We start from the raw sequence: 24,430 nt of genomic DNA, 5'->3' as shown, positions 1-24,430 counted from the left end.
CAGTTCCATTTATCCCAGCAGCATGCGGTCGTTCGCCAGCGCGCTCTTCGAATTAACCTCGAATAATCCAATCAGGTCCTCGACGTCCATCCGCGCTTTTTCTTCGGCGCGAATATCCGCGATAATCCGTCCCTCGTGCATCATGATCGTCCGATTCCCAAACGAAAGCGCATCTTTCATGTTATGCGTCACCATCAGCGCGGTCAGCTTCTCCTCTTCGATCAGCTTCCGCGTCAGGCTCAGGACCTTCCGCCCGGTGCTTGGATCGAGCGCGGCGGTATGTTCGTCAAGAAGAAGGAGCTTTGGCTTCCGGATCGTCGCCATAAGGAGCGTCAACGCCTGACGCTGGCCGCCGGAAAGCTGGCCGACTTTCGTCTTCGGCCGGTCCTCGAGCCCAAGATCGAGCTGCCTGAGCTGCGAAAAGAAAAGCTCCTTTTCGCCCCGGCCAATCCCCCAGTTCAGCGTCCGGCTCTTTCCGCGGCGGATCGCAATCGACAGGTTCTCTTCGATCGTCATGTTCGAGGCGGTCCCCATCATCGGATCCTGAAAAACGCGCCCGATCCACTGCGCCCGCTTAAATTCCGGGAAATCGGTAATATCGACGCCGTCGATCGTGATCGTCCCGGCGTTCAGGTAAAACCGGCCGGCGATCGCGTTCAATAAGCTCGACTTCCCCGCGCCGTTCCCGCCGATAATCGTCACGAAATCCCCGTCCGCCATCGATAAATTCAATCCGTTCAGCGCCGTTTTCTCGCTGACCAGCCCGGGATCAAAGATCTTGGTAATCGAATTAATTTCCAGCATTCGCGGGACCCTCTTTCTTCGCCTCGTTTCGCGTCGTCAGCGCCTTCCGCGCCTGAATCCGCTTCGACAGGACCGGCAGCGACAGCGCTGCCGCGACCAGAATCGCCGTGAACAGCTTCAAATCGGTCGGCTCAACCGCAATATCGAACGACACCCCGAAAAGGCTGACGCTGAAATCGATTTCCAGAATCAGCGAAATAATAATCCGGTAAACGATCGAACCCAGAAACACGGAAATCATATGCCGCAAGACGGTATTCCGCCCAAAAAGGACCTCTCCGATAATCACCGACGCCAGCGCGATAACGATCGTCCCGGTCCCCATCCCGATATCCGCAAAGCTTTGTTTCTGCGCGATGAGCGAGCCGGCCAGCCCGATCAGCGCATTGCTGATCACCAGACCGATCATGAACATCGAATCCGTATCGACGCCCATCGCGCGGATCATGTGAACGTTGTTTCCGGTCGCGCGAAGCGAATAACCCAGCTCCGTATTAAAGAACCACCACAAAACCGCGATAATCAACGCGACGGCGATCAACCCGACGAAAAACGTCGCTACGTCGGCGCGCAGCCCGAACGCGTCCTGAAATTTCGAGTACAGCGTCGGAATCCGCAGCAGCGAAATATTCGCCTTTCCGAGGACGCGTAAATTAACCGAATACAGCCCCGTCATCGAAAGAATCCCGGCGAGCAGGATCGGGATCTTCAATCGGGTATGCATGATCCCGGTGACCGCGCCCGCGATCCCGCCGCCGGCGATCGACAGCAGACAGGCGACGATCGGATCGCCGTTTTCCGAAAGGACCCGAGCCGTAATCGCCGCCCCCAGCGGGAAAACCCCTTCGCAGGATAAATCCGCAATATCCAACATCCGGTAGGTTACGTATACGCCGATCGCTAAAACGGCCCAGAGAATCCCTAACGAAATCGCGTTCCCAATAATTTCAGCCACAACAGCTCCGATAAAAGGTTTAATCTTTCGAATTCTATCATGCCGCCCGGTAAAAAATCGCGCGCATGGACAAGTTGATTATCGCCGCCGGACCGCCGGAAGCTCCATTCCACGCAGACGAACCGGACGCCGACGATTATAACAGTTTATCGCCCTGAAGCGCTGAATCTAAAAGAGCGCCGGCGCGGCGTACCCGTCGTCCCATTCCGCCTCGCGCGGACCCTGAACTTTAACAGCGGACAAATCGACCGAATCCAGAATTTCCGTCGCCTTCTCGATCGAAAAAGCGTCCGTCTTCCTGAAAATCCAAACGGGCGGATGGTCGTAGACGCTGAACGCCTCCTCCGCCGCCAGAAGGCGCAGGTTATAAATCGGAAGTTCCGGCGCGGCGCCGATCCTGATCTCTCCGACGAGATCCGAAATATAAACGTCCCCCAACCGGAACGGGCGCGAAAACGAAGCGGCTTTCGTAAAACCAAGCGAACCGTCGAAAAGCGCCTCATAGTAGCGAAGCGTCATCGGATACGTCTTCGGGATCCGAACCGCCGACCAGATCGATCTCTGGCTCGGAAGAACGAGATAATCGGCGCGTTTCAATACGTCAAGGAGCATCTCCTTCTTGCTTTCCGAATCGCTCCAGCGAATCTCATTCGTAATCCCGGTATACAGCTGGCCAAACGGATCGAATCCGTCGAGCCGGAACGGAAGCCCCTCGTCCCAGCTCTCGTTCGCGATCACGTTCCGCCGAAGCCGGACCGTCGTGTCCGCCGAAAGGCGAAGCGTATAGAAGCCCGGCGAAAGCGGGAGCGCGTCGGTCAGCGGAAAAAGAATTTCAACCGGCGCGCCGGTTCCTGTCAGCGCTGCCATCTCCTCCATGAGCGTCGCGCCGCTTCCATCTAAAACGCGGACGCCGATACGGGAACGCGTCCCGGCGGGAATTTCGGCCTTTGCGAAGCGGAGCCTCCCGACCAGCGCCGCTTCCTCGACGCTGAACCCGATATCATGCCCGTTATCCGGCGAAATTTCGACGGAATCCGCCGCGAAGACCCGGACAATCTTCGTTTCCGCCGTGATTTCGCCGTCCGCGCCGCCGCTTTCAAACTGAATCGCGGCCGGAATCTCGCGGTACATCCAGCGAACCGCCTCGACCCGCGAATGCGGTTGCGCATAAATCGCCGCGGCGAACATCGCCGCCCACGTCCCCGTTCCCACGAGCGCCAGCGACAGCCAGATCCAGCCTGCGATCCGCGCGTCCTTCCGCGCCGACCGCGTCATCCGGATCAAACCCCACGCGGCGATCAGGCAGAGCATCGGATACACCGGCAGCATGTAGCGGATACTCTTGACAAAACGCGTCCCCATGAAGACGAAGAAAACGAACGCCCAGCCAAACGGGATCAGCAGCGCGCGCCAGTCCTCCTTCATCCGCACGATCCGGACGAAAGCCCATCCCATCAACGCCCACGCCGTCAACCCCAGCGGAAGCCCCATCCCATACCCGATCATGTTCACCAGCGGGAAGATGATCGGGAGCCGGTGGGCCCATTGCTCCGCGGGAGGCCCGCCGCCCAGACCGCTCGACTCGATCGCCGACACAGCCATTGAGTCCAGCCAATCCGGATTCGGACGCCAGGTAAAAAACGACGTATCGCCGCTCGCCGCGCGGAAACTCATCGGCTGAAAAATCCGGAAGGAAATCAGCGCGCAAATCGCCGCCAGACAGCATAACCCGAAAACCCTCCCGAAAACTTCGCGGAAATCGCCGCGGCGCGAGAGCCTGACATCGGCGATCGATAAGAACGCCGCCGGAAGAATCACGATCGCGGCGACGACCTGATTAATCTTGCAGGCGGTCGCCATTCCCAGAAAAATCCCGAACAGGATAAAGCGCCGGAACGCACCCGCCGGAACGCGATACACGCCCGTTTCAGCGCCGCGTTCAAGCGAAGGCTCGGACGCGATCCGGGCTCCGGCGAATATCGTCAGCATGACGAACAGGACCGCGAAATTATCCGAGGTCGCGAAATGCGACTGCTGAATCTGCATCACCGCCAAAGCGCTCAGCGCCGCCGCCAGCAGCGCGACCGTCCGGTCCCGGAAGAGACGAATCCCGATCGCAACGAGCAGCAGCAGCGACCCAACGTCCGCCAGCGCCGACAGGACGCGCCCGGTCATCCGCGCTTCGGAATAGCCCGTCGTCCGGAAAATCTCCGCCGTCAGCCGGATCAGCGTAATCGGAAGCTGGCCCCAGCGCATCCGGTTATCCGGCCCGTCCGCGGTCCTGACCCCGGCTTCGTCATACTTATTATATGGACTGAGCGGCGAGAGACGAGTATTAAAATAATCGCCGAGACTCGACGGGAACGAAAGCCGCGTCAGCGTATTCGCAAAGCCGTATTCGTCCGGATGCAGCAGCGCGCCGGAATCCCAATTCAGGTTATAAAAGCGAAAAAAGACCCCGATCAGAAGAAAAAATATCAAAACCCCTTGAAACAGCCGTTTCCGCGTCAACTCATTCATAAACTTCTTTCCATTAAATATGCGTCCCGGCCTTCGCCGTAATAATTCGAAAGCTCGCCGACCCGCCGGTAGCCATGTTTCCGATAAAGCGCGATCGCGGCATTATTAACCGTCGAAACGGTTAATTTCATCCGCCCTCCCGCGAACCGTTCGGAGCAGGCGCGTTCACACCCCCGCAGCATCAGCGACCCGAGCCCGCGCCGGCGCGCTTCCGCCGCGACCGCGATCGTCAGAAGGAAAGCGCTTTTCGCGCTGCGATTGAACTCCGCCGCCGCGAACGCGATCAACCGTCCGTCGCTTTCGGAGACCGCCTTGCAACGGAAAATATCCCCATTCAGCAGAACCGGGATCATGTCCAGCGCCGTCCAGGCGTCCTCTCCGAACGACTCCTTTTCCAGGCGCGCGATCGCCCAATAATCGCTGATTCCCGGATCCATGAGCTTTACATTCCTGATACGTCCGCCCTGATCGATTTCCATCCCCAAAATTATAAACGTTCTTGTCGCGATGAGGACCGCCGATGCATAAAACACACCGAAATCAAGACAGAAGCCCATGCTTTCCGCTTATAATTTTGAAACTTATGCAGCAGAATTATCAGTACCTCAGCGATGACCTGATCCTGACGCAGGCGCGCTTCCTTCCCAACCAGGACTGGCTCGTCAACGGCGCGATCCTGAAGGGCGAAAAAACGACCGTCGTCTGGGACACGCTTTCAAAACCGGACGATCTCCGCTTTATCGACGAGCTGATCCCGCTGGATCATCGCGTCATCGCGGTCTATTCTCATGCCGACTGGGATCACTGCTGGGGGACGGGCGCGTTTCCGTTCGACGCAATCATGGCGCATCAGGCCGCGACCGACCGTTTCGCGAACGAACTCCCTTCGCTTCTCCGACGGTATCAGAAACGCTACGGCGATTTTTTCGCCGACGTCACGCTTGAACCGCCCGACGTCATCTTCGACCAGCCGGTCTCGCTCGACCTGGGCGGGAAAACGCTCGATCTGATCCCCTGCCCGAGCCATACGATCGATTCGATTTTTGCCTTCTGCCCGGAGATTGGGGCGCTCCTCGTCGGCGACGCCGTTGAAACCGTCCCGGAAATTACCAACCCGCGCCTCGTTCCCGATTGGATCGCGGCGCTGCGGAACTGGGCGTCGGATCCGCGCGTCCGGCTCGTCGTTCCCGGGCATGGCGACGTCGGCGGAGCGGAGAGATTGACCGAGACCGCCGATTACCTGAGCGCGCTGATCGAAGGAAAAACGATCTCAATGACGAAACAGCCCGCGGCCGAACGGTCGGTTCACCGCGCCAACGTCAAAAAGATGAAAACACTCTGACGAAACGAATTCCGGGCCCGACGGCGTTTCGTCCGCCGGGGCAGCATGAAAACCTGACCCATAAAATCCGAATGAAACCGTGTCCTGATTCCCAGCCACCCGTCCTAAGAAAGCGCACCGCTGCGTCGCTGATCCTGTTGCTTGCCGCTTTGATCTGGGGAACGGGCTTCATACCGCAAAAAATCGCCGCTGAACGCATGTCGCCCTACGCGTTTAACGGCTGGAGGTACCTGGCCGCGTCGCTTTTTATCTTCGCGTTAGCGCGCTTCCGCTTCCCCAGGCGAAAGACAGAAATCTTCGGGATCCTCGTCAACGGCGTCCTGCTCTTCGGCGGGGCCACGCTTCAGCAGGCTGGGATCGCGCTGACGACCGTCGGCAACACCGGTTTTATCACCACGCTCTACGTCGTCCTCGTCCCGTTCCTGTCGGCGCTCTTTTTAAAAACGAAGCTGACGGCGAACGCGCTCCTCGCCGCCGCGCTGGCCGCGATCGGGTTATACCTGCTCACGACCGCCGGACTGGGGCTCGCCCGGATAACCCCCGGCGACGTTATCGTTTTCCTCGGCGCGGTCCTCTGGGCGGTCCAGATATTAACGATTAAGCTCGTCATCCATGAAATCGATCCGCTCGTTTTTTCTGCAAGCCAGTTTTTCGTCTGCGCCGTGATGAACCTCACGGTCTGGGGAGTCGCCGATCGGGGCGACCTCCGTCCGGTACTCGAAAGCCTGCCGATCGTCCTCTACGCCGGACTGATCGTCGCCGGCGGCGGATACACGCTTCAGGCGATCGGCATGCGAAACGCGAACCCGGCGCACGCCGCCAATATTCTCGGACTGGAATCCGTATTCGCGATGCTCTTCGGGATGATCCTCCTGTCCGAGCGTCCTCTCCCGATTCAATTCGTCGGCGGCGCGCTGATTTTTATCGCCGCCTGGCTGACGTCACGGGCGGAGATCGACGACCCCGGCCGTCCGCATGATACAGAAAGGAATTCTTTATGAAAACCCCGCTCGAAATTGTCGTTACCAATGACGACGGGATCACGGCGCCCTGGATCGCGCTCCTCGCCGAAACCGCTTCCGAATTCGGAAATGTAACCGTTATCGCGCCGGACCGGAACTGGTCCGCCACGGGTCATCAGAAAGCCCTCGGCCGCTCCATGCGTGTCGACCCGGCCGCGCCCGTCGGCAGAGCGCCCGCTTACGCCTGCGACCATAGCCCGTCCGACTGCAGCGCGCTCGCAGGGCTCGGCTTCCTGAATAAGAAAATCGACGTCGTCTTCTCAGGCGTCAATCCGACGAATAACGTCAGCCGCGATATTACTTACTCCGGAACGGTCACCGCCGCGCTCGAAGCGACGATCTGGGGGATGCGCGCCGCCGCGTTTTCGCTCGACGAACCCGGGAGTTACGCCGAAAACCGCGATATCGTCAAGCCGTACCTTCGCCGCGCGATCCGGACGTTTTCAGGGATCGCGCTCCCGCCGTTCACGATTTTGAATTTCAACTTCCCTGATCCGGAAACGCTGAAAAGAGGACAATCCGAATTCGTTATCACGGTCCAGGGCGAACGCGTCTACCGTGACGAACTGATCCGCCGGGTCGACCCGTTCGGACGGCCTTATTACTGGTTCGGCGGAGATAAACCCGAAGGCGATACCCATCCCGGGACCGACTGCGGCGAGATCGCGCGCGGAAATATCTCCGTCACCCCGCTTCACCTGGACCTGACGGCGCGGGAGGAACTCGCCGCGCTGCGCAAGGTGGTCTGGAATTAGGCGGTACGAATCCGCGCTCTTTATTTTTATTTTTGAAAGAAGAAAGATGAAATCCATGTCCTCCCGCCGATTCGCCCAGGCTGTTATCAGCCTGATCCTTCTGACCGTCGCCGCGTCCGCCGCCGGCTGCGCCCGGCTGGAGGCGCTCTTGAAGATCGAGCCAACGCCCGCCAAAACGGAAACGCCGGTCCCGACCGCGCCGCTCCCGACGCGCGACGCTTCAACGCTCACCCCAACCGGAACCCCGGTCCACTGCGCCGACAGCTTCTACTTCGTTCGGGACCTGACGATTCCCGACGGAACCGTCCTGACCCCCGGAACAGCGTTCACGAAGAAATGGGAGATCCGCAATAACAGCGGCTGTAAATGGAACCCGGAATATAAGCTGCGATTTATTTCGGGCGAAAATTTCGGCTCTCCCGCGAGCCTGCCGTTTCCGAACGCGAATTCGGGCGAAAACGTCGTCCTCGCGCTCGACCTCACCGCGCCGGAGGAAGCGGGAATGTACGAGGGGAATTGGAAAATCTTCTCGGATAATAACCTGTCGTTCGGGACCATCCTGACCGTGCAGATATACGTTTATTAGTCCCGCGCGAATTTGACGGATCCTGCTCTTCCGCGTATAATCTTATACTCAGGGTGCGGAAAGACCGTCCCTCAGCTTCATCCCGAACGTGAGGGGAGGTGAGAACAGATGACAAGCGTAGTTTTACGACAGAATGAATCGCAGGATCAATTGCTGAAACGTTTCCGCAAGAAGGTCGTCAAAAGCGGCATTTTGAGCACCGTGCGCCGCAAGCGATGGTACGTTTCCAAGAGCGAAACGAACCGCGTCGAACGCAGTAAAACGCTGCGACGCCTCAAGCGCCGCTCCGCCCCCGGTAAGGAATAATCCAAAGCTGGGCGAAGGAATCAACAGGAAACAGGAAGGTTATGGCGAAAGAAGAAGACAAGATTACCGTTGACGGTACAATAATCGAAGCGCTGCCCGGAACGCAGTTCCGCGTCCGTCTGGAGAATGGACATGAAGTATTGGCTTACCTGTCCGGCCGAATGCGCAAGTTTTACATTCGTATCCTCCTCGGAGATCAGGTCCGCGTCGAAATGTCGCCGTACGATTTAACCCGCGGTCGGATCGTCTTCCGTCAGCGTAAACAAAGCGAACCGACGCCGAGCGAATAGGCCGCCTTCCTGCCGATTTGCCGCTTCGACCCGTTCTTCCGAGCGGGTCTTTTTTTCCGCGCTCCGTCGTGTATAATTTCAGAAGCCTTACGATGGAAGCTTTTTGGGAGGATGGATGGAAATTACCTGGTATGGGCATTCTTGCTTTCGGATCACGGAAAGAGGAATGGGAACGGTCGTCTGCGACCCGTATGACGCGGCGGTCACGGGGTTCGAGCCGCTGAAACTCAAAGCGGATATCATTACCTCGTCCGCCAATTCGCCGAATCACCGTCATATCGCGGCGGTCCGCGGCGCGAAAGCCGACCCGTTCGTCATCACCGGCCCCGGCGAATATGAAGTCAATCAGATTTTTATCGACGGGTATCAGGATCACGCCCGTCAGCAGCATGGGAACACCGTTTTCGTGATCGAGATGAACGGGGTTTTCGTCGCCCATCTCGGCAAGCTGGATTATCTCCCGACCATGTCGGAAATCGAATCCTTCGGAACGGCGCATATCATGCTCGTTCCGATCGGCGGGAACGGATCGCTCAACGCGCAGCAGGCCGTCGAGCTGGTCAGCATGATCAAACCCAATATCGTTATCCCCATGGCGTACAGCGATCCGCTCTGCAAACTGGAGCTCGATCCGCTCGGAAAATTCCTGAAAGAAATGGGGATTTCGCAGACGGAAGACGTCATGAACAGCTTCAAAGCGACGAACCCCGCCAACCTCCCCGAGGAAACCAGGGTCATTATCCTGAATCATCCGCTTTCTTCAGCGAACGACGATGAATCGGACGATCCGGACGCGAATGAAAACGCCGCGGGAGCTTAGAAGATGAAACTGAAGCTGATCATGACCTGGAATATCCTCCCGAACCATGAGCAGGAATATTTCGATTTTCTGGTTCGGAAATTCGTCCCGAATATGAACCGGCTGGGATTCGAGCTGAACGACGCCTGGGCGACCGTCTACGGCGACAGGCCGCAGGTTATGGTCACGGCGCTCCTGCCCGGAGAGGCCGAAGCCGAAGAGCGGATGAATTCCAGAGAATGGCATGATCTCCTGGAAAAGCTTCAGGAGTACGTTCTCGACTTCGAGGATAAGCTCGTCCCCGCGCGGAACGAATTCCAGCTGTAGCTCATGGCGCTCGACACGGACCCGCTGAGCGCGAAACTTCTCGCGTGGTTCGGCCCGAATCGGCGCGGCCTTCCCTGGCGGGAGGAGCGGACGCCGTACCGCGTCTGGATCTCGGAGATCATGCTCCAGCAGACGCGCGTCGATACCGTTATCGCTTATTATCAAAAATGGCTCGAAGCTTTTCCGACGATCGCGGACCTGGCCGCCGCCGGGGAACAGGACGTTCTGAAACGCTGGGAAGGGCTCGGCTATTATTCGCGCGCCCGCTCGCTCCATCGCGCCGCGCGGATCGTCGTTCGCGACTATGGCGGCGAACTTCCGTCCGATCCGGACGCCCTGGCGAAGCTTCCCGGAATCGGGCCGTATACCGCCGGCTCGATCTCCTCGATCGCGTTCGGGAACCCGGTTCCGGCGATCGACGGGAACGTCCGCCGCGTCTATTCCCGCCTTTTTGATTTATCCGCGCCGCTGCGATCGAAAGCGTCGGAAGCTGAATTAAAACGAATCAGCGAACGCTTCCTGGCCGATCCGAAGGTCAGCGTGGCGCCGGGCGATTTCCTCGAAGCGCTGATGGATCTTGGCGCGACGATCTGCGCTCCGGCCGCGCCGCGCTGCCCGATCTGCCCGCTGCGGGACGACTGCCTGGCGGCCGCGCGCGGGACAGTCCGCGACCGTCCGGTCGTCGAAAAGAAAGCGCCAGCGCCGACGCTGACCGTGACCGCCGCCGTCATTGTGGACGGGGACGGACGACTCCTCCTGACGCGCCGCCCGAAAAACGGCCTCCTCGGCGGGCTTTGGGAATTTCCCGGCGGAAAAGTTGAAGCGGGCGAAAGTCTGGAGGATTGTATCCGGCGGGAGATTCGCGAAGAGCTCGGCGTCGATTTCAGTCCGCGACGCCCTTTCGGCGTGTACCGGCATGCCTTCACACATTTCAAAATCATCCTGCACGCGTTCGTCGGAACGATTCCCGCGAACGCCGAAGCGGAGCCGTTGAGCGCTGACGCGCTGACCTGGGCCGGGCCGTCGGAACTGAACGCATACCCGATGGGGAAGGTCGACCGCGCGATCGCGCGGAATTGGCTCGACGAAAAATCGCTGCCGCTGACCGGTCTTCCAAATCCAGCTGAATAACTGAAAAAAACCGGCGGATCGCCGGACGGAGAGGAGTCTACATGAACGATTATTCACACCTGAACCCAGCGCAATACGAAGCCGTCACCGCGCCGCCCGGACCCGTACTCGTCTTAGCCGGCCCGGGATCGGGAAAGACCCGCGTCCTGACGCAGCGGGTCGCTTACCTGATCCGCGACCTGAATATCCGGGCGTATCATATCCTCGCCGTCACCTTTACCAACAAAGCCGCCGACGAAATGCGCAGCCGTGTCGAAGATATCCTCGGCGAAACCGTCAGCGGCTCGCTCTGGATCGGAACGTTTCACTCAATCTGCGGACGGATCCTGCGCCGCGAAGCCGAATTTCTCCCGGTCAGCAGCAACTTCGTCATCATGGACGCCGACGATCAGCTCACGCTGATCAAGCGGATCCTGAAAGAATTAAATATCGACGATAAACTCTACAGGCCGCAGTCGGTCCATAACGAAATCTCCAACGCCAAGAATAACCTCCTCTTCGCGAAGGACATGCCGCGCGGCGATTACCGCAGCGAGATCGTCGCCCGCGTCTACGAAAAATATCAGGAAGCGCTCCGTCTCAGCAACGCCGTCGACTTCGACGACATGCTCCTGTATACGCACCGGCTCTTGCAGGATCATCCTGACGTCTGCGAACGGTACGGGAAACGCTTTGAGCAGATTCTCGTCGACGAATTTCAGGACACCAACGCCGCCCAGTACCAGCTCCTCCGCAAGCTCGCGTCGGTCAACCGCTCCCTCTTCGCCGTCGGCGACGAAGACCAGTCGATCTACCGCTGGCGCGGCGCCGATTACAGGAATATCCTGCAATTCGAGAAGGATTTCAACGGATGCAAAAAGATTCTCCTCGAACAGAACTACCGCTCGACCCAGAATATTCTCAACGCCGCCCGCGCCGTTATCGACAACAACGCCAACCGCACGCCAAAAGCGCTTTTCAGCGACCGCGGCGACGGCGATAAAATCCGTTTCTATGAGGCGGAGGACGACCGAATGGAGGCGCGGTACGTCGTCGATACGATTTCGGCCATGATCGCGAATCGGACCGCTTCGGGAAAAGACTTCGCCGTCCTTTACCGTGCGAATAATCAATCGCGGCTTCTTGAAGACGCCTTCCTGCATCGCGGCCTTCAATATCGGATCGTCGGCGCACAGCGGTTCTACGGACGCCGCGAAATCAAGGACCTGATCGCGTACCTGCGGCTCGTCTATAACCCGGACGACGAAATCAGCCTGACGCGCGTTATCAACGTACCGGCCCGCGGGATCGGAGGGAAAACGCTTCAGAACCTGCGCATGGCCGCGTTTGAAGCCGGCCAGAGCGTCGGAAAAGTCCTTCTCGACCTCGGGAAAAACGGCCCGGAATCGCCGTACTGGCCCGATATCGGCCGCGGAGCGCTGTCCGTCGCCGACTTCGGCGCGCTCCTGGTCCGCTGGACCGAAAGGCTCAGGGGCGATCCCTCGATCGTCGCCCTCCTGGATCAGGTCATCTTCGACGTCGGTTATCGAAGCTACCTGACCGAGGATCCGGACGAAACGGACCGATGGGAAAACGTCGAGGAACTTCGGCAGATGGCGTTCGAATACGAGGACCGCGGGATCTCGGAATTTCTTCAGAATTTAGCCCTCGTCGCCGATCAGGATACAATCGTCGATAACAGCGACCTGCCAACGCTGATGACGCTGCACGCGGTTAAAGGGCTCGAATTCAACCGGGTTTTCATCGTCGGACTGGACGACGGGACCCTTCCGCATGTCCGAAGCCTCGACGACCCGGAAGAAATGGCCGAGGAGCGCCGCCTCTTTTACGTCGGGATGACCCGAGCGCGGAACGAGCTGACGCTCGTGCGGTCGGAACGACGAATGAATTTCGGGTCGATCGAAACGACGCTTCCGTCGCGCTTCCTGAATTCGATCCCCGAAAACCTGATTCAGGTTATCGAAAACCCTTCCGCCGGATCGATCGGCGCAGGCTTTTCAGCCGGACGGCGGAGCGGCGAAAACCCGCGCTGGGAATCGAAACCGACCTGGGTCTCGAAGATCAGGATCAAGGATTCTCCGCGCTCCTGCGCGTCTTCCGGGAAATCGGCCGAATCGATTTTCGCGAGCTCGTCCGCGATTTCGACGGGCGGAAAAAAGCCTGCCGCCGCCGCGGGGCTCCCTGCGCAGAAGTTCAAAGCGAACGACCCGGTCGCGCATCCGCTCTGGGGAACGGGCCTCGTTCTTGAAAGCCTGATCGAAGATGGGGAAGAGGTCGTCCGCGTCCGATTCGAAAAAGGCGGCGACAAGAAATTAATCGTGTCGCTCTCGAAGCTGAAGAAACGCTGACGCGCTTTGACAGCGAACGGTTTTGACAGTGAGAAAAAAAACATTACAATTAACTATTAAGGTTCAGCCGTCATATGATCGTCACGTTTCTATTTGATGCATCCGTACAGACTGATATTCGAAAAAAATTGAAATAGACGGCCAGGCAGTGTGCATCATTGAAATTGTGGACTATCACTGAGAACAAGGGAGGCAGCAAGATGATTTTCAGTACGATCTGTATAGCGACGCCTCCGGACGCAACGCTCGAAGAACTCTTCGAAGACCATGGAATTTCGGAATTCGATTTCACCGAAACCCTCGGGATCACGTTCGACAAGATGCGGAACCTGATCGCCGGAACGCTGAGGATCGACGAAGATTCAGCGAACCGGCTCGAAAAGAATACCGGCCCTTCGGCGAGCTTCTGGCTGAAGACTGAAGCGGGGTACCGGGAAAAGCTCCGCCTGATCCAGGAGGAAAGGCTCGCTGAAAAACGAAAGGAAGCTCAGTCCGCCGTTCCGGCGCTGTAAAGCCGAATGAAAACCGTTTCCATCGTCGCCCCCGTCTATAACGAAGAACCGGTCCTGACCGTGTTTTATCAATCGCTCAGCGCCGTTCTTTCCCCGCTTCCGTACCAAACCGAAATCATTTTCGTCAACGACGGCTCAAGCGACGGGAGCGAAGAACGGCTGAACCGGATCGCCGAAAGCGACCGCCGCGTCCGCGCGCTTCATCTCAGCCGCAACTTCGGCCATCAGGCCGCGCTTTGCGCCGGGCTCAACGCCGCGTCCGGCGACTACGTCGTCACGCTCGACAGCGACGGACAGCACCCGCCCAGGCTCATTCCCGAAATGATCGCGCTGGCGGAATCCGGCTACGACGTCGTCCAGACCCAGCGCCTCGCCGACCCGTCTCTCAGCTATTTCAAGCGCAAAACCTCGGCGCTCTTCTACCAGGCGTTAAACCGGCTGGCCGACACGCCGTCGGTGCCCGGCGGCGCCGATTTCCGCCTCCTGTCGCGGCGGGCGCTCGACGCGCTCCGTTCGCTTCCCGAATTCCATCGTTACCTGCGCGGAATGGTCAGCTGGATCGGCTTCAGGAGCGTTATCCTCCCGTTCACGCCGGAAAAACGGATCGCCGGCGCGTCGAAATACTCGTTCCGGAAAATGCTCCGGCTCGGTTCGGACGCGATCTTTTCGTTTTCGCTCGTACCGCTGTATATCGGGTTATCCGCCGGCGGGCTTTTCCTGATCCTGGCGATCGCCGAAGTCGTTTACGTCCTCTCCATCTGGCTCAGCGGCAATACCGGTACGCTGGCGCCCGGCTGGAGCTCGCTGATGTTCATGCTCCTGATCGTCGCCGCCATTCTCATGTTCATTCTGGGCTTCATCGGCATCTACATCGGGTACATTTTCCAGGAAGTCAAGCACCGCCCGGTCTATATCGTCCGAGAAACCTTCGCAAAAGACAACGCATCCGCATCAACCTCAGGAAAGGAACCAACGCCATGAAATTTTTAGTTACCGGCGGCGCCGGCTATATCGGATCCACCGTCATTTCCGCACTCAGCGACGCGGGGCATACCGGGATTATCCTCGATTCGCTCGTCACCGGACGGCGCGAATTCACGGAAGGACGGATTTTCTATCAGGGCGATATTACGGACCGCGCCGTCCTGACGCGGATTTTCCGCGATCATCCCGATATTCACGCCGTGCTGCACTGCGCCGCGCTGATCGTCGTTCCCGATTCGGTCTCCAGCCCGTACGAGTATTACCGCGAAAACGTCGCCAAGTCGAACGAGATGTTCCATATTCTGCATGAACTCGGCTGCAAACGGATCGTCTTCAGCTCGTCGGCGTCGGTCTACGGCGACGTCAGGCTCAAACCCGGCGAAAAACCGGACTTCGTCGTCACGGAAAACAGCTACCTCAACCCGTCCTCTCCGTACGCGCGGACGAAATTCATCATGGAAATGGTCCTGAAGGATACCTGCGAAGCGTACGGAATGAAAGGGATCGCGCTCCGCTATTTCAATCCCATCGGCGCCGATCCGAAATACCGAAGCGGAATTCACGTCAAAGAACCGTCGCATGTCATCGGCAAGCTCGTCGATACCGCACTGGGAAAAATCGACCATTTCACCATCACCGGCGTCAACTGGCCAACGCGCGACGGCTCCGGCATCCGCGATTATATCTATATCTGGGACCTGGCTCAGGCGCACGTTAAGGCGCTGACCGAATTTGATCAGGCGTTCGAGCGCAACGGCGATCCGGACTGCCGCTATCTCGTCATCAATATTGGCGGTGGAAACGGGACGACGGTCAAAGAACTCGTCGACGCCTTCCAGCGCGTTTACGGAAAAAAGATCAAAATCGAGACCGCCGAGCCCCGGCCCGGCGACGTCGCCGGCGCATATGCGAACGCCGACCGCGCCGCGAAGCTCCTCGGCTGGAAAGCGCAGTACCCGATCGACGAAGGCATCCGCACTGCGATCGAATGGGGAGAAAAACGGCTGAAGCTCCTGAGCTGGGAGTAGCGAAAAAAAGGAAAGAGTAAGAGCGGCGGAATTTTTTATATCTCCACGACCCGCGCGCAGAGCCGTTCCGCCTCGCGCCGGTCATGCGTCGAAAAGATCAGCGTCCTTTCCCGCGTCTCGTCCGAAATCACGCCGCAAACCGTCCGCGCCGTCGCTTCGTCCAGCCCCTTTAACGGCTCGTCCATCAGGACAACGTCCGCCTCCGCCGCCAACGCGCGCGCGATCGCGACGCGCCGCTGCTGACCGCCCGAAAGCGCGTCGACCCGTTTCCGCGCCAGCTCCCGATCCAGCCCCATCCGCGCCAGCAGCGACCAGGACCGACGCGCCGCCTCAGCCCGCCCGTCCGTGACGAGCAGGACGTTATCCACCGCGCTCATCCCGCGCAGCAGCCGGTTTTCCTGAAAAACGGCGACAACCCGAACGCCGCCGATCCCCGCGATCGTCCCGGAATCCGGACGGATCAGCCCGAGGATCAGGCGGAAAATCGTCGTCTTCCCCGCGCCGCTCCGCCCCATCAGGCATGTCGTCTCGCCGAACGGGAATTCAGCCGAATAACGGTCCAGGACGAGCTCCGGACCGAACCGCTTCGTAACCTCACGAAACGTAATCCCGGCGCTCATCCGTCCTCCGAAATCGGGGACGCCTTCGTCAGCCATCGCTCCGCCCGCGCCAGCGCCGCCAGGCTGATCCGTTCGAACAGGTAGCTGAGCAGGATCACCACCGCCGTCCAGGCGAAAAGCTCGCCCGTACTCAGGTAAATCTTCGCCAGATACAGCTTCTCGCCAATACTGTTCGACGGGATCCCGATGACCTCCGCCGCCACCCCGCTCTTCCAGCAGAAGCCCAGCCCCGCGCTGACCGCGGCGCGGAAGTAGGGAAAAACCGTCGGGAGCAGGATATACCGCAGCCGTTTTCCAAACGGAAGCCGGAAAACCGTCGCCATCTCGCGCAGCTTCGGATCGAGCGACCGGATCCCGGCGAGCGTATTCAGATAAACGATCGGAACGACCGAAATAAACGAAACGATCACGGATAAATTCCGCGATCCGACCCAAAGCAGGATCAGGATCGTCACGCTCGCGATCGGCGTCGACCGGATCAGGTGAAGCGGGGGATCGAGAAGCGCCGCCAGCCAGCTCGACCGGCTGGCCAGAAAAGCGAAGAAGACGCCGAATACCAGCGCCCCAGCGAACCCAGTAACGATCCGCGCGGAACTGGACGCGATCGCCAGCCTGAAAGCCGGATCCATCGGCAACGCCGCCAGCGTCGCAGCCGTCCGGCTCGGCGACGCCAGAATCAACGAATTATCATACCAACGCGCGGCGAGCTCCCAGACGAGAATCCAGAAGCACGCCGCGCCAAAACGCACGAAAAAAGACTTATTTCGCGGCCGGGAGATAATAGAAATCCTCAGCCGGAAGCTTTCCGCCGACCGTCTTCGGGTCAAATTCGAACAAGAGCTCAAAATATGATTCCGCCAGCGTCTTCATCTTTTCTCCATCGATGAAGACAATGTTGCAGGCGGGGAGCGCCTTCTCGGCAATCGCGGCCTTCGGGACGATCGAATATTCTTCAATCAGCTTCGCCGCTTCCCCCGCGTTTTCCTGAACGAACTGAACCGAGGCGGCGTAATCGGCCATGAACGCCGCGACTTTCTCAGCTTTCTTTTTGACGACGTCCGCGCGAATCGCGACGCAGCCGGTAATCAGGTCTTTCCCGTCGCTGACCGCGTTCCATTCTTTCGTCATGTCGAGGGCGACGCGAATCTTATCGTTCTGCATCGCGGCGGCGGTCACGAACGGCTGGGGCAGCATCGCGATCGCCGCGTCTCCCGCGTTTTTCATCAGCGCCGCGACTTCGGTCGCTTCACTTTTGAATTCAATCGTGACGTCCTTGTCAGGGTCAATACCGTTTTTCGTCAGGACCGTCCGCAGGACAACTTCGGGCGTCGCGCCTTTCCCCGTCGCAAAAATCGTTTTGCCTTTCAGGTCGGCAACCGATTGGACGCTGTCGCCCGTTTCAACAACGTACAGGACGCCGAGCGTGTTGATCGCCGCCAGCCGGATTTTGCCTTCAGTTTTGTTATATAGAACCGATGCCAGGTTGCAGGGAATCGCGGTCGCGTCGAGCGACTGAGTCGAGAGTTCGGCGACGACTTCGTCCGGCGATCCGAAAATCTGGAACGTGTAATTCGCTTCGCCAGTCTCAGCTTTATGCATTAAATCGACCAGCCCCATTGCCGTCGGACCGTTCAACGCCCCCACGTTCAGCGCTTCTTTATCGCCGATCGCAAAGACGCCCGTCAGACTCGTCAAAACAAACGCCAGCGCCGCCGCAACGGCTAACGCTGATTTTCGAACAGGTAAATTATGTTTCATCATTCGCCTCTTTCATCATCAGATTTGAGATATCCCTTATTGTACCTGGATTGCAGTTTGAAGAATCTAATTCATGACGGCGTTCTGCGTTGAAATGATTTTACCCGATCCGCGCCCAGCGGACGTCGTTTTTCCAAACGGATACGCAAACCAGATCCAAAGCAGAGCAATTTTCGAATCAATATGCTCAAGGCAGCAATTGCTGCCAATGATTCTTGACCGACGACCTCAGGAATGTTAGAATTGCCTAACGATTAGGTTCGCCTAACGAATTCATCCTATCAAGTTAAAGAAGGAATTAAATGGAAATTTACAAGAAACTCCTCAAGTATGTTCCGGAAAAGAAATTCTTAGCGATTTTCGCCGTTTTTCTAACCACGATCGCGACCGTTTTCCAGTTTATTACGTTCTGGTATCTTTATCAATTTTTAAACGCGTTGATCGTCAACCGAAACACCACAGAAGGGAAACATGCGGCATACGTCATCGCGGGACTTTTATTAGCTTACGGGATAAGCTACTTCTTCAGTCTCATCGCGACGCATATCGTCGCGTTCCGCCTCGAAAGCAACCTGAAAAAGCGCGGGCTTGAAAACCTCTTAAAAGCCTCTTTCTCCTTTTTCGACCGTAATCAGTCCGGACGGATCCGTAAGCTGATCGACGACAACACGGAACAAACGCACACGATCGTCGCGCACCTGATTCCGGACTTGACGGTCGCCGCGCTCGCGCCGATCCTGATTACGCTGATCATGTTCAGCGTCGACTGGCGGCTCGGGATTTTGTTCGTGATTATGCTTATCGTCGGTACGCTGCTGATTTACCTGACAACCGGCAACCAGCAATTCATGCGGAAATACGCTCTGGCGTTAGAAAAAATGGGCGCGCAGGCGGTCGAATACGTCCGCGGAATGCCCGTCGTTAAAATTTTCGGCGGCGGCCTCGAATCGTTTACTTCTTTTTACAACGCCATCATCGAATACGGAGATACTGCCCATGCGTATACCTTGAGCTGCAGGATGCCGTTCGTATTGTTTCAGGTTATTCTGAACATCGGCGTCGCGTTTACGATCCCCCTCGCATTCGTTAAGTTCGGGGCAGGAGCGGAAACAAACGAAATCATCGTGAAAGTCATCTTTTATACCGTCTTTTCGGGACTGCTTTTCAACTGTTTCATGAAGGTCATGTACGTCGGCATGTACAAGCTTCAGGCGGGAGACGTCGTCGATAAAATCGAAAATCTCATTACCGAGATGAGCGAAGAAGAAGTCGTTTTCGGAAACGAAACCCGGTTCAGCAATTACGATATCGAATTTTCCGACGTTTCCTTCAAGTATGACGACGAATACGTTTTGAACGATCTGAGTTTCAAGCTCCCGGGCAAGCGGACATACGCGCTCGTCGGGAGTTCAGGAGGCGGAAAATCGACGATTGCGAAACTGATTTCCGGCTTCTATAAACTCAACGGCGGCGAAATCCGGATCGGCGGAAAACCGCTGACAACGTACTCGCAGGAAGCCGTTATGCAAAATATCGCGTTCGTCTTCCAGAATACGAAACTGTTCAAAACGACAATCTACGAAAACGTCCGGATCGGACGTCCGGACGCCACTCGGGAAGAAATCATGAAAGCCCTCTCGCTGGCGCAGTGCGACGAAATACTGGCGAAATTCCCGGAACGGGAAAATACGCTGATCGGAAGCCAGGGGATCCATTTATCCGGCGGAGAAATTCAGCGTATCGCGATCGCCCGAGCGATCCTGAAAAACGCCAACGTTATCATCCTGGACGAAGCCTCCGCCGCAGCCGACCCTGAAAACGAATACGAGATCCAACAGGCCTTCGCGAACCTGATGAAAGGAAAGACGGTGATCATGATCGCGCATCGTCTCAGCGCGATTCAGAACGTTGACGAGATTCTCGTCGTCGACGCCGGAAAAATCGTCGAACGCGGATCGCATGCCGAATTGGTAAAACTCAGCGGCGAATACAAGAAATTAGTCGATCTCTATCACCAGGCCAACGTCTGGGCCGTATCCTGAAAAGAAGGAAACCATGATCAATTACTTAAAAAACCGATTCCAACTCTCCGACAGCGGCGCTTCGGAAATTATCCGCGCGATTGTCAGCGGCGCGTTTCTCGCCATTTCGAATATGATTCCAATGATAATCATTATGGTTTTTACCAAGGGGCTGCTTGAAGGCGGGCTGCCCAGTCTGCAAACGTTCGTGATCCTGATCTGCGGCGGCGCGCTCGTCATGTTCGTCCTATATTACGTTAACTATAACGATACCTATACGGTCGTTTATTCGGAAGCGAAAACGTTGCGGATCAACCTCGCGGAAAAGTTAAAAGAGCTCCCGCTTTCGTTCTTCTCCAAGCACGATATGTCCGACTTGGCGCAGGCAATCATGAAAGACATCACCGATATAGAACACGCCCTCAGTCACGCCATTCCCAAGTTCTACAGCAATCTCATTGCTTTCGTGCTGATCTCGATACTGCTCCTGGTCTGGAACGTGCCGTTGGGACTGAGCATTATTATTCCAACGATTCTCAGCTTCGCGTTTCTCTATCTTTCGAAATCGATCCAAATCCGCGAGACAAATAAATATTTCGTCAAGCTTCGCGAAAACGCCGAAAAATTCCAGCAGGCGATCGAGCTTCAGCAAGAAATTAAAAGTTATCGGCTCGAGGAAGCGACTCGGAAAGACGTCGCCGCCTCAATCGAAGATTCGGAAAAAATCCATATCCGAGCCGAATTTGCGCAGGCAATCCCGGTTACGCTATCCGGGTTTATCGTCCGTTCGATGCTGGGCGTAACCATTTTCGTCGGATCGATCCTTTATGCCAACGACGGCGTAACGCTCCTTTATCTCCTCGGGTATATTCTTGCCTCGTCGCGGATCAGCGAAGCGATCCTCGATATCCAGATGAACTTCGCCGAGATGCTCTACATTGACAGCCGCGTCAAGAATATCCAATCGATTAACGAAACGGCGATTCAAAGCGGCGAATCCGCCGAAATCCGCGATACCGCGATCGAATTTAAAGATGTTACTTTCGCGTACGACGATAACCACGTTATCAACGGCGTCAGCTTCACCGCTCCCGCCGGAAAAGTCACGGCGCTCGTCGGGCCGTCCGGCGGCGGAAAGACGACGGCTCTGCGTCTGGCTTCGCGCCTGTACGACTATGACCAAGGCGAAATCCGGATCGACGGCCGCGACATGAAGAACATCGCGACGGAAGATCTCTTCAAGAAAATCTCGATCGTCTTTCAGGACGTCACTCTCTTTAACACCACCGTTCTCGAAAATATTCGGATCGGACGTCCCGACGCAAGCGACGAGGAGGTCAAGGAAGCGGCGCGTTTGGCAAATTGCGACGAGTTCGTTTTGAAGCTCCCGAACGGGTACGAGACGATGATCGGGGAGAACGGCGGAAAACTCTCCGGCGGCGAACGCCAGCGGCTTTCGATCGCGCGCGCGATCCTGAAAAATTCGCCGATTATTCTCTTAGACGAAATCAGCGCCGCGCTCGATATCGAGAACGAAAAGAGGATCCAGGATTCGTTGAACTCCCTGATCAAGGGAAGGACGGTTATCATCATTTCGCACCGCATGAAATCGATCGAAAACGCCGATACGATCGTCGTCCTGAAAGACGGGCTTGTCGAAGCCGCAGGGAATCATCAGGAGCTCCTCGACCGCTCTACAACCTATCGCGAAATGATCGATAAGTCGCGGCTGACCGACGCGTTTACGTATTAATCCACGTTTCGCCTGACAGAACGGACGCCAGCTGAACCGCTCGGCGTCCGTTCTCTTTCCAGCCCCAATCCACCGGCGAATCCGGCCATGCAAACGCAGGCGATTTTCCATCCCAACACGATTTTTATCGAAAAAAAAGGTAAAATAAACCCGATCATTAAAGAATTGTCATGTCGGAGGGCATATGATTCAAATCCGCAAAATCGATACCGGGAACCGTAAAGACGTCAGCGCGTTTATCCAATTCCAATTCGACCTGTATAAGAACGACCCGAACTGGGTCCCGCCGTTTCGAAACGACGTCGCGATGATGATGAACCGGAAGAAGCATCCGTTTTACGAATACGGCGAGGCGGATTTTTTCCTCGCTTACCGCGCGGGACGGATCGTCGGACGGATCGCCGCGCTGATCAATCCGCATTTCAACGACTACCAGAAGAAAAAAGTCCTGAGCTTCTGCCTCTTCGACGCGATTTACGATCCGGACGTTACCGCCGCGCTCTTTGACGCGGCGATCGGCTGGGGGCGGGAGCGCGGGATGAACGAGATGATCGGGCCGAAAGGGTTCTCGCTTTTCGACGGCTACGGCGTTCTCGTAGACGGCTTCAACCTGCGCCAGTCGATGAACATGTCCTCCTATAACTTCCCGTATTATCAGACGCTCCTTGAAGGCATCGGCCTCGCAAAGGTCACCGACTTTATCTCGGTCGAATTCAATACATCGACCGTCGTCGTCCCCGAAAAAGTCACGCGCGCCGTCGATCTCGTTCGACAACGCGGCGAAATCAAGGTTTTCACGTTCAAAAACCGGAAAGACATCCTCGCCCGCGCGAAAGAGATTGGCCAGCTGTACGAAAAGGCGTTTACGAATAACTGGGAGTATTTTCCGCTGACCGAACGCGACCTGAACTTTCTGATCGATAACGTGATCAACTTCGTCGATCCCAACCTCGTCAAGTTCATCGTCAACGACAAAGACGAGCTGATCGGGTTCATCCTCGGTTTCCCGGATATCTCCGCCGCCATGCAGCGGCATAACGGCAGCCTCCTGAACCCGCTCCTGATTCTTGATATTCTCCGGGAAATAAAAAAGACCGATCGAATTATCGTCAACGGGCTCGGGATCCTATCCGAATACCGGATCAAAGGCGGCGACGCGCTCCTCTTCGACGGGGTCCATGAAATTATCCGCGATAATCCGCGTTTCCTGACCGGCGAAGGGGCGCAGATGTCCGAGACCGCGAAAGAAGTCCAGCGCGAAATGAACGGGCTGGGAATGAAACGCTCCAAGGTTCATCGCGTCTACCGGAAAGCGATCTGACCGGGGCCGACCGGATAAACCTGACCCTGCCGATATGATTCTCGAACCGCCGAAACGGACCTACGGGCTTTCGCCCTCGGTCGTATCCGTCGTTATTCTTCTGACCATCGTTTTCGCCGCCGTGAACGTCTTCCTCGTCAGCAGGACCGATTACGGGGCGAGTTTTTACGCGAACTGGCTCGCAGGGCGCGTTCTCTTCGCGCAGGGCCAGAACCCCTACAGCGCCGGGATATTCGAAAATATCGTGCTGCGGCATACGCATGACGTCCGCGTATCGGGGTTCACGCTGCCGCTGTACGCGACGCTCCCGACGCTTCCGCTCTCGTTTATCGGGAATTATGATGCCGCGCTGGTAATCTGGATGACTGTCTGCGAAGCGGCGCTCGTCCTGATCGCGATTCGAACGATCGCCGCGCTCCGGCTTCGCTCAGGATGGCTTTCGCCCGCGGTCGTCGGCTCGTTCGTTCTCTTCACGTATTACGGCGCCTTCGCCGCCATGGACGGAGATATCGGGATCCTTTCCGTTCTGGCGCTCCTCGTCGCCGTCAACGCCGTCCGGGAAAACGAACTTGAATTTGCGGGGATCATGTTAGCGTTCGCAACGATGAAATACAGCCTGACGCTCCTCCCCATCCTCTGGATCCTGATCTGGACGCTCGCGAACCGGCGCGGCGCGGTTGCCGCCTGGTTTATGATGGTCCTCGGGTTGCTGATCCTGATTTCGTTCCTGTTCATGCCGAATTGGCCGACCGAGTTTTTGCGCGCGATTATCTACTACTATAAATACCTGAATCCAATGTACTTTGCGCTCTTTATTGAAGTCTGGCAGCCGGAAATCGGCGGACGGATCGCCTGGGCGGTTTCCGGCGTCATCGCGCTGCTGATGATCCTCGAATGGGCGCTGAACGCGAAACAGGACGAACGCGCTTTCGAATGGGTCCTGGCGATGACGCTCAGCGCCGGATTCCTCGTCGGGATCCCCAATATCGGAAAAAATCTTTACCTGCTCTGGATCCCGTTCCTGTACGCGATGGATAAAGCGATGCAGCGCTGGCAGCGGTTCGGGACCGCGATATCGCTGGCGCTGAGCGCCGCGTTTCTCCTGATCCCCTGGCTTGTCAGCCTTTTCTATACCGGGTTCGCCGAACCGGTCTCCGCGCTGAATCTGATCTTCCCGTTTGTCACGCTGATCCTGCTGTACTGGAACCGCTGGTGGACGATTCAGCGGATCATCGAACCTTATTAACG

24 protein-coding genes are annotated in these 24,430 nt (G+C 57.2%); 17 read left to right on the top strand and 7 right to left on the bottom strand.

The window, feature by feature from the left end; genetic code table 11:
* Positions 1-9: 9 nt before the first annotated feature.
* The 4 genes from BEQ56_04425 to BEQ56_04410 form a co-directional block, all read right to left on the bottom strand.
* On the bottom strand, positions 10-804 hold the full coding sequence (locus BEQ56_04425) for an ABC transporter ATP-binding protein (protein AOH42786.1): 795 nt from the start codon (positions 802-804) through the stop codon (positions 10-12).
* Positions 791-1,759 carry an ABC transporter permease gene (locus BEQ56_04420; protein AOH42785.1) on the bottom strand — a complete coding sequence of 323 codons (969 nt, stop codon included), beginning with the start codon at positions 1,757-1,759 and terminating at the stop codon, positions 791-793. The genes BEQ56_04425 and BEQ56_04420 overlap by 14 nt, the downstream gene beginning before the upstream one ends.
* A gap of 168 nt (positions 1,760-1,927) precedes the next feature.
* Positions 1,928-4,279, bottom strand: a complete 2,352-nt coding sequence (locus BEQ56_04415; GenBank protein AOH42784.1) for a hypothetical protein — start codon at positions 4,277-4,279, stop codon at positions 1,928-1,930.
* Positions 4,276-4,836 (bottom strand): hypothetical protein, encoded by a 561-nt coding sequence (locus tag BEQ56_04410; GenBank protein AOH42783.1) that lies wholly within the window; start codon positions 4,834-4,836, stop codon positions 4,276-4,278. The genes BEQ56_04415 and BEQ56_04410 overlap by 4 nt, the downstream gene beginning before the upstream one ends.
* A gap of 26 nt (positions 4,837-4,862) precedes the next feature.
* Between BEQ56_04410 and BEQ56_04405 the strand changes: the two genes are divergently transcribed.
* From BEQ56_04405 to BEQ56_04345, 13 genes are all read left to right on the top strand, one after another.
* Positions 4,863-5,621 (top strand): hypothetical protein, encoded by a 759-nt coding sequence (locus BEQ56_04405; GenBank protein ID AOH42782.1) that lies wholly within the window; start codon positions 4,863-4,865, stop codon positions 5,619-5,621.
* A 71-nt stretch (positions 5,622-5,692) separates the two neighbouring features.
* Positions 5,693-6,622, top strand: a complete 930-nt coding sequence (locus tag BEQ56_04400) for a hypothetical protein (GenBank protein ID AOH42781.1) — start codon at positions 5,693-5,695, stop codon at positions 6,620-6,622.
* Positions 6,619-7,398, top strand: coding sequence for a 5'/3'-nucleotidase SurE (locus tag BEQ56_04395; GenBank protein AOH42780.1), 780 nt, complete (start codon positions 6,619-6,621; stop codon positions 7,396-7,398). Before BEQ56_04400 ends, BEQ56_04395 begins: the two co-directional genes overlap by 4 nt.
* A gap of 55 nt (positions 7,399-7,453) precedes the next feature.
* Positions 7,454-7,984 (top strand): hypothetical protein, encoded by a 531-nt coding sequence (locus tag BEQ56_04390; GenBank protein AOH42779.1) that lies wholly within the window; start codon positions 7,454-7,456, stop codon positions 7,982-7,984.
* Positions 7,985-8,092: 108 nt separating this feature from the next.
* Positions 8,093-8,290, top strand: coding sequence for a 30S ribosomal protein S21 (locus BEQ56_04385; protein ID AOH42778.1), 198 nt, complete (start codon positions 8,093-8,095; stop codon positions 8,288-8,290).
* Positions 8,291-8,331: 41 nt separating this feature from the next.
* Positions 8,332-8,580 carry a translation initiation factor IF-1 gene (locus BEQ56_04380; GenBank protein AOH42777.1) on the top strand — a complete coding sequence of 83 codons (249 nt, stop codon included), beginning with the start codon at positions 8,332-8,334 and terminating at the stop codon, positions 8,578-8,580.
* Between the two features lie 166 nt (positions 8,581-8,746).
* Positions 8,747-9,400, top strand: coding sequence for a hypothetical protein (locus tag BEQ56_04375; protein AOH42776.1), 654 nt, complete (start codon positions 8,747-8,749; stop codon positions 9,398-9,400).
* A 3-nt stretch (positions 9,401-9,403) separates the two neighbouring features.
* The gene (locus tag BEQ56_04370) at positions 9,404-9,706 is read left to right on the top strand and encodes a hypothetical protein (GenBank protein AOH42775.1); all 303 of its coding nucleotides are present in this window, start codon (positions 9,404-9,406) and stop codon (positions 9,704-9,706) included.
* Positions 9,707-9,709: 3 nt separating this feature from the next.
* The gene (locus BEQ56_04365) at positions 9,710-10,837 is read left to right on the top strand and encodes an A/G-specific adenine glycosylase (GenBank protein AOH42774.1); all 1,128 of its coding nucleotides are present in this window, start codon (positions 9,710-9,712) and stop codon (positions 10,835-10,837) included.
* Positions 10,838-10,878: 41 nt separating this feature from the next.
* Positions 10,879-13,185, top strand: a complete 2,307-nt coding sequence (locus BEQ56_04360; GenBank protein ID AOH42773.1) for a hypothetical protein — start codon at positions 10,879-10,881, stop codon at positions 13,183-13,185.
* A 200-nt stretch (positions 13,186-13,385) separates the two neighbouring features.
* Positions 13,386-13,697, top strand: coding sequence for a hypothetical protein (locus BEQ56_04355; protein ID AOH42772.1), 312 nt, complete (start codon positions 13,386-13,388; stop codon positions 13,695-13,697).
* A gap of 6 nt (positions 13,698-13,703) precedes the next feature.
* Positions 13,704-14,678 (top strand): hypothetical protein, encoded by a 975-nt coding sequence (locus BEQ56_04350; protein AOH42771.1) that lies wholly within the window; start codon positions 13,704-13,706, stop codon positions 14,676-14,678.
* Positions 14,675-15,709 carry a UDP-glucose 4-epimerase GalE gene (locus BEQ56_04345; GenBank protein AOH42770.1) on the top strand — a complete coding sequence of 345 codons (1,035 nt, stop codon included), beginning with the start codon at positions 14,675-14,677 and terminating at the stop codon, positions 15,707-15,709. Before BEQ56_04350 ends, BEQ56_04345 begins: the two co-directional genes overlap by 4 nt.
* A 35-nt stretch (positions 15,710-15,744) precedes the next feature.
* On the opposite strand, the gene BEQ56_04340 is transcribed toward BEQ56_04345, so the two are convergent.
* The 3 genes from BEQ56_04340 to BEQ56_04330 are packed head-to-tail and all read right to left on the bottom strand — an operon-like array spanning position 15,745 to position 18,087.
* Positions 15,745-16,329: a hypothetical protein gene (locus BEQ56_04340; GenBank protein ID AOH44403.1), complete on the bottom strand. Its 585-nt coding sequence runs from the start codon at positions 16,327-16,329 to the stop codon at positions 15,745-15,747.
* Positions 16,326-17,117 carry a hypothetical protein gene (locus tag BEQ56_04335; GenBank protein ID AOH44401.1) on the bottom strand — a complete coding sequence of 264 codons (792 nt, stop codon included), beginning with the start codon at positions 17,115-17,117 and terminating at the stop codon, positions 16,326-16,328. The genes BEQ56_04340 and BEQ56_04335 overlap by 4 nt, the downstream gene beginning before the upstream one ends.
* Positions 17,089-18,087 (bottom strand): hypothetical protein, encoded by a 999-nt coding sequence (locus BEQ56_04330; GenBank protein ID AOH44402.1) that lies wholly within the window; start codon positions 18,085-18,087, stop codon positions 17,089-17,091. Before BEQ56_04330 ends, BEQ56_04335 begins: the two co-directional genes overlap by 29 nt.
* A gap of 302 nt (positions 18,088-18,389) precedes the next feature.
* Here BEQ56_04330 and BEQ56_04325 point away from each other — a divergent pair, with 302 nt between their 5' ends.
* The 4 genes from BEQ56_04325 (at position 18,390) to BEQ56_04310 (ending at position 24,428) form a co-directional block, all read left to right on the top strand.
* Entirely contained in the window at positions 18,390-20,129 is a 1,740-nt protein-coding gene (locus BEQ56_04325) for an ABC transporter ATP-binding protein (GenBank protein AOH42769.1), read from the top strand.
* A 13-nt stretch (positions 20,130-20,142) separates the two neighbouring features.
* Positions 20,143-21,861, top strand: a complete 1,719-nt coding sequence (locus BEQ56_04320; protein AOH42768.1) for an ABC transporter ATP-binding protein — start codon at positions 20,143-20,145, stop codon at positions 21,859-21,861.
* A 184-nt stretch (positions 21,862-22,045) separates the two neighbouring features.
* Positions 22,046-23,182, top strand: coding sequence for a hypothetical protein (locus BEQ56_04315; protein AOH42767.1), 1,137 nt, complete (start codon positions 22,046-22,048; stop codon positions 23,180-23,182).
* A gap of 34 nt (positions 23,183-23,216) precedes the next feature.
* Positions 23,217-24,428, top strand: a complete 1,212-nt coding sequence (locus tag BEQ56_04310; GenBank protein ID AOH42766.1) for a hypothetical protein — start codon at positions 23,217-23,219, stop codon at positions 24,426-24,428.
* Positions 24,429-24,430: the final 2 nt, after the last annotated feature.

It is taken from the genome of Anaerolineaceae bacterium oral taxon 439, from assembly GCA_001717545.1.
GTDB lineage: Bacteria > Chloroflexota > Anaerolineae > Anaerolineales > Anaerolineaceae > Flexilinea.
Note: the sequence above shows the minus strand (reverse complement) of the source record. Positions and strands in the feature narration are given on the sequence as shown.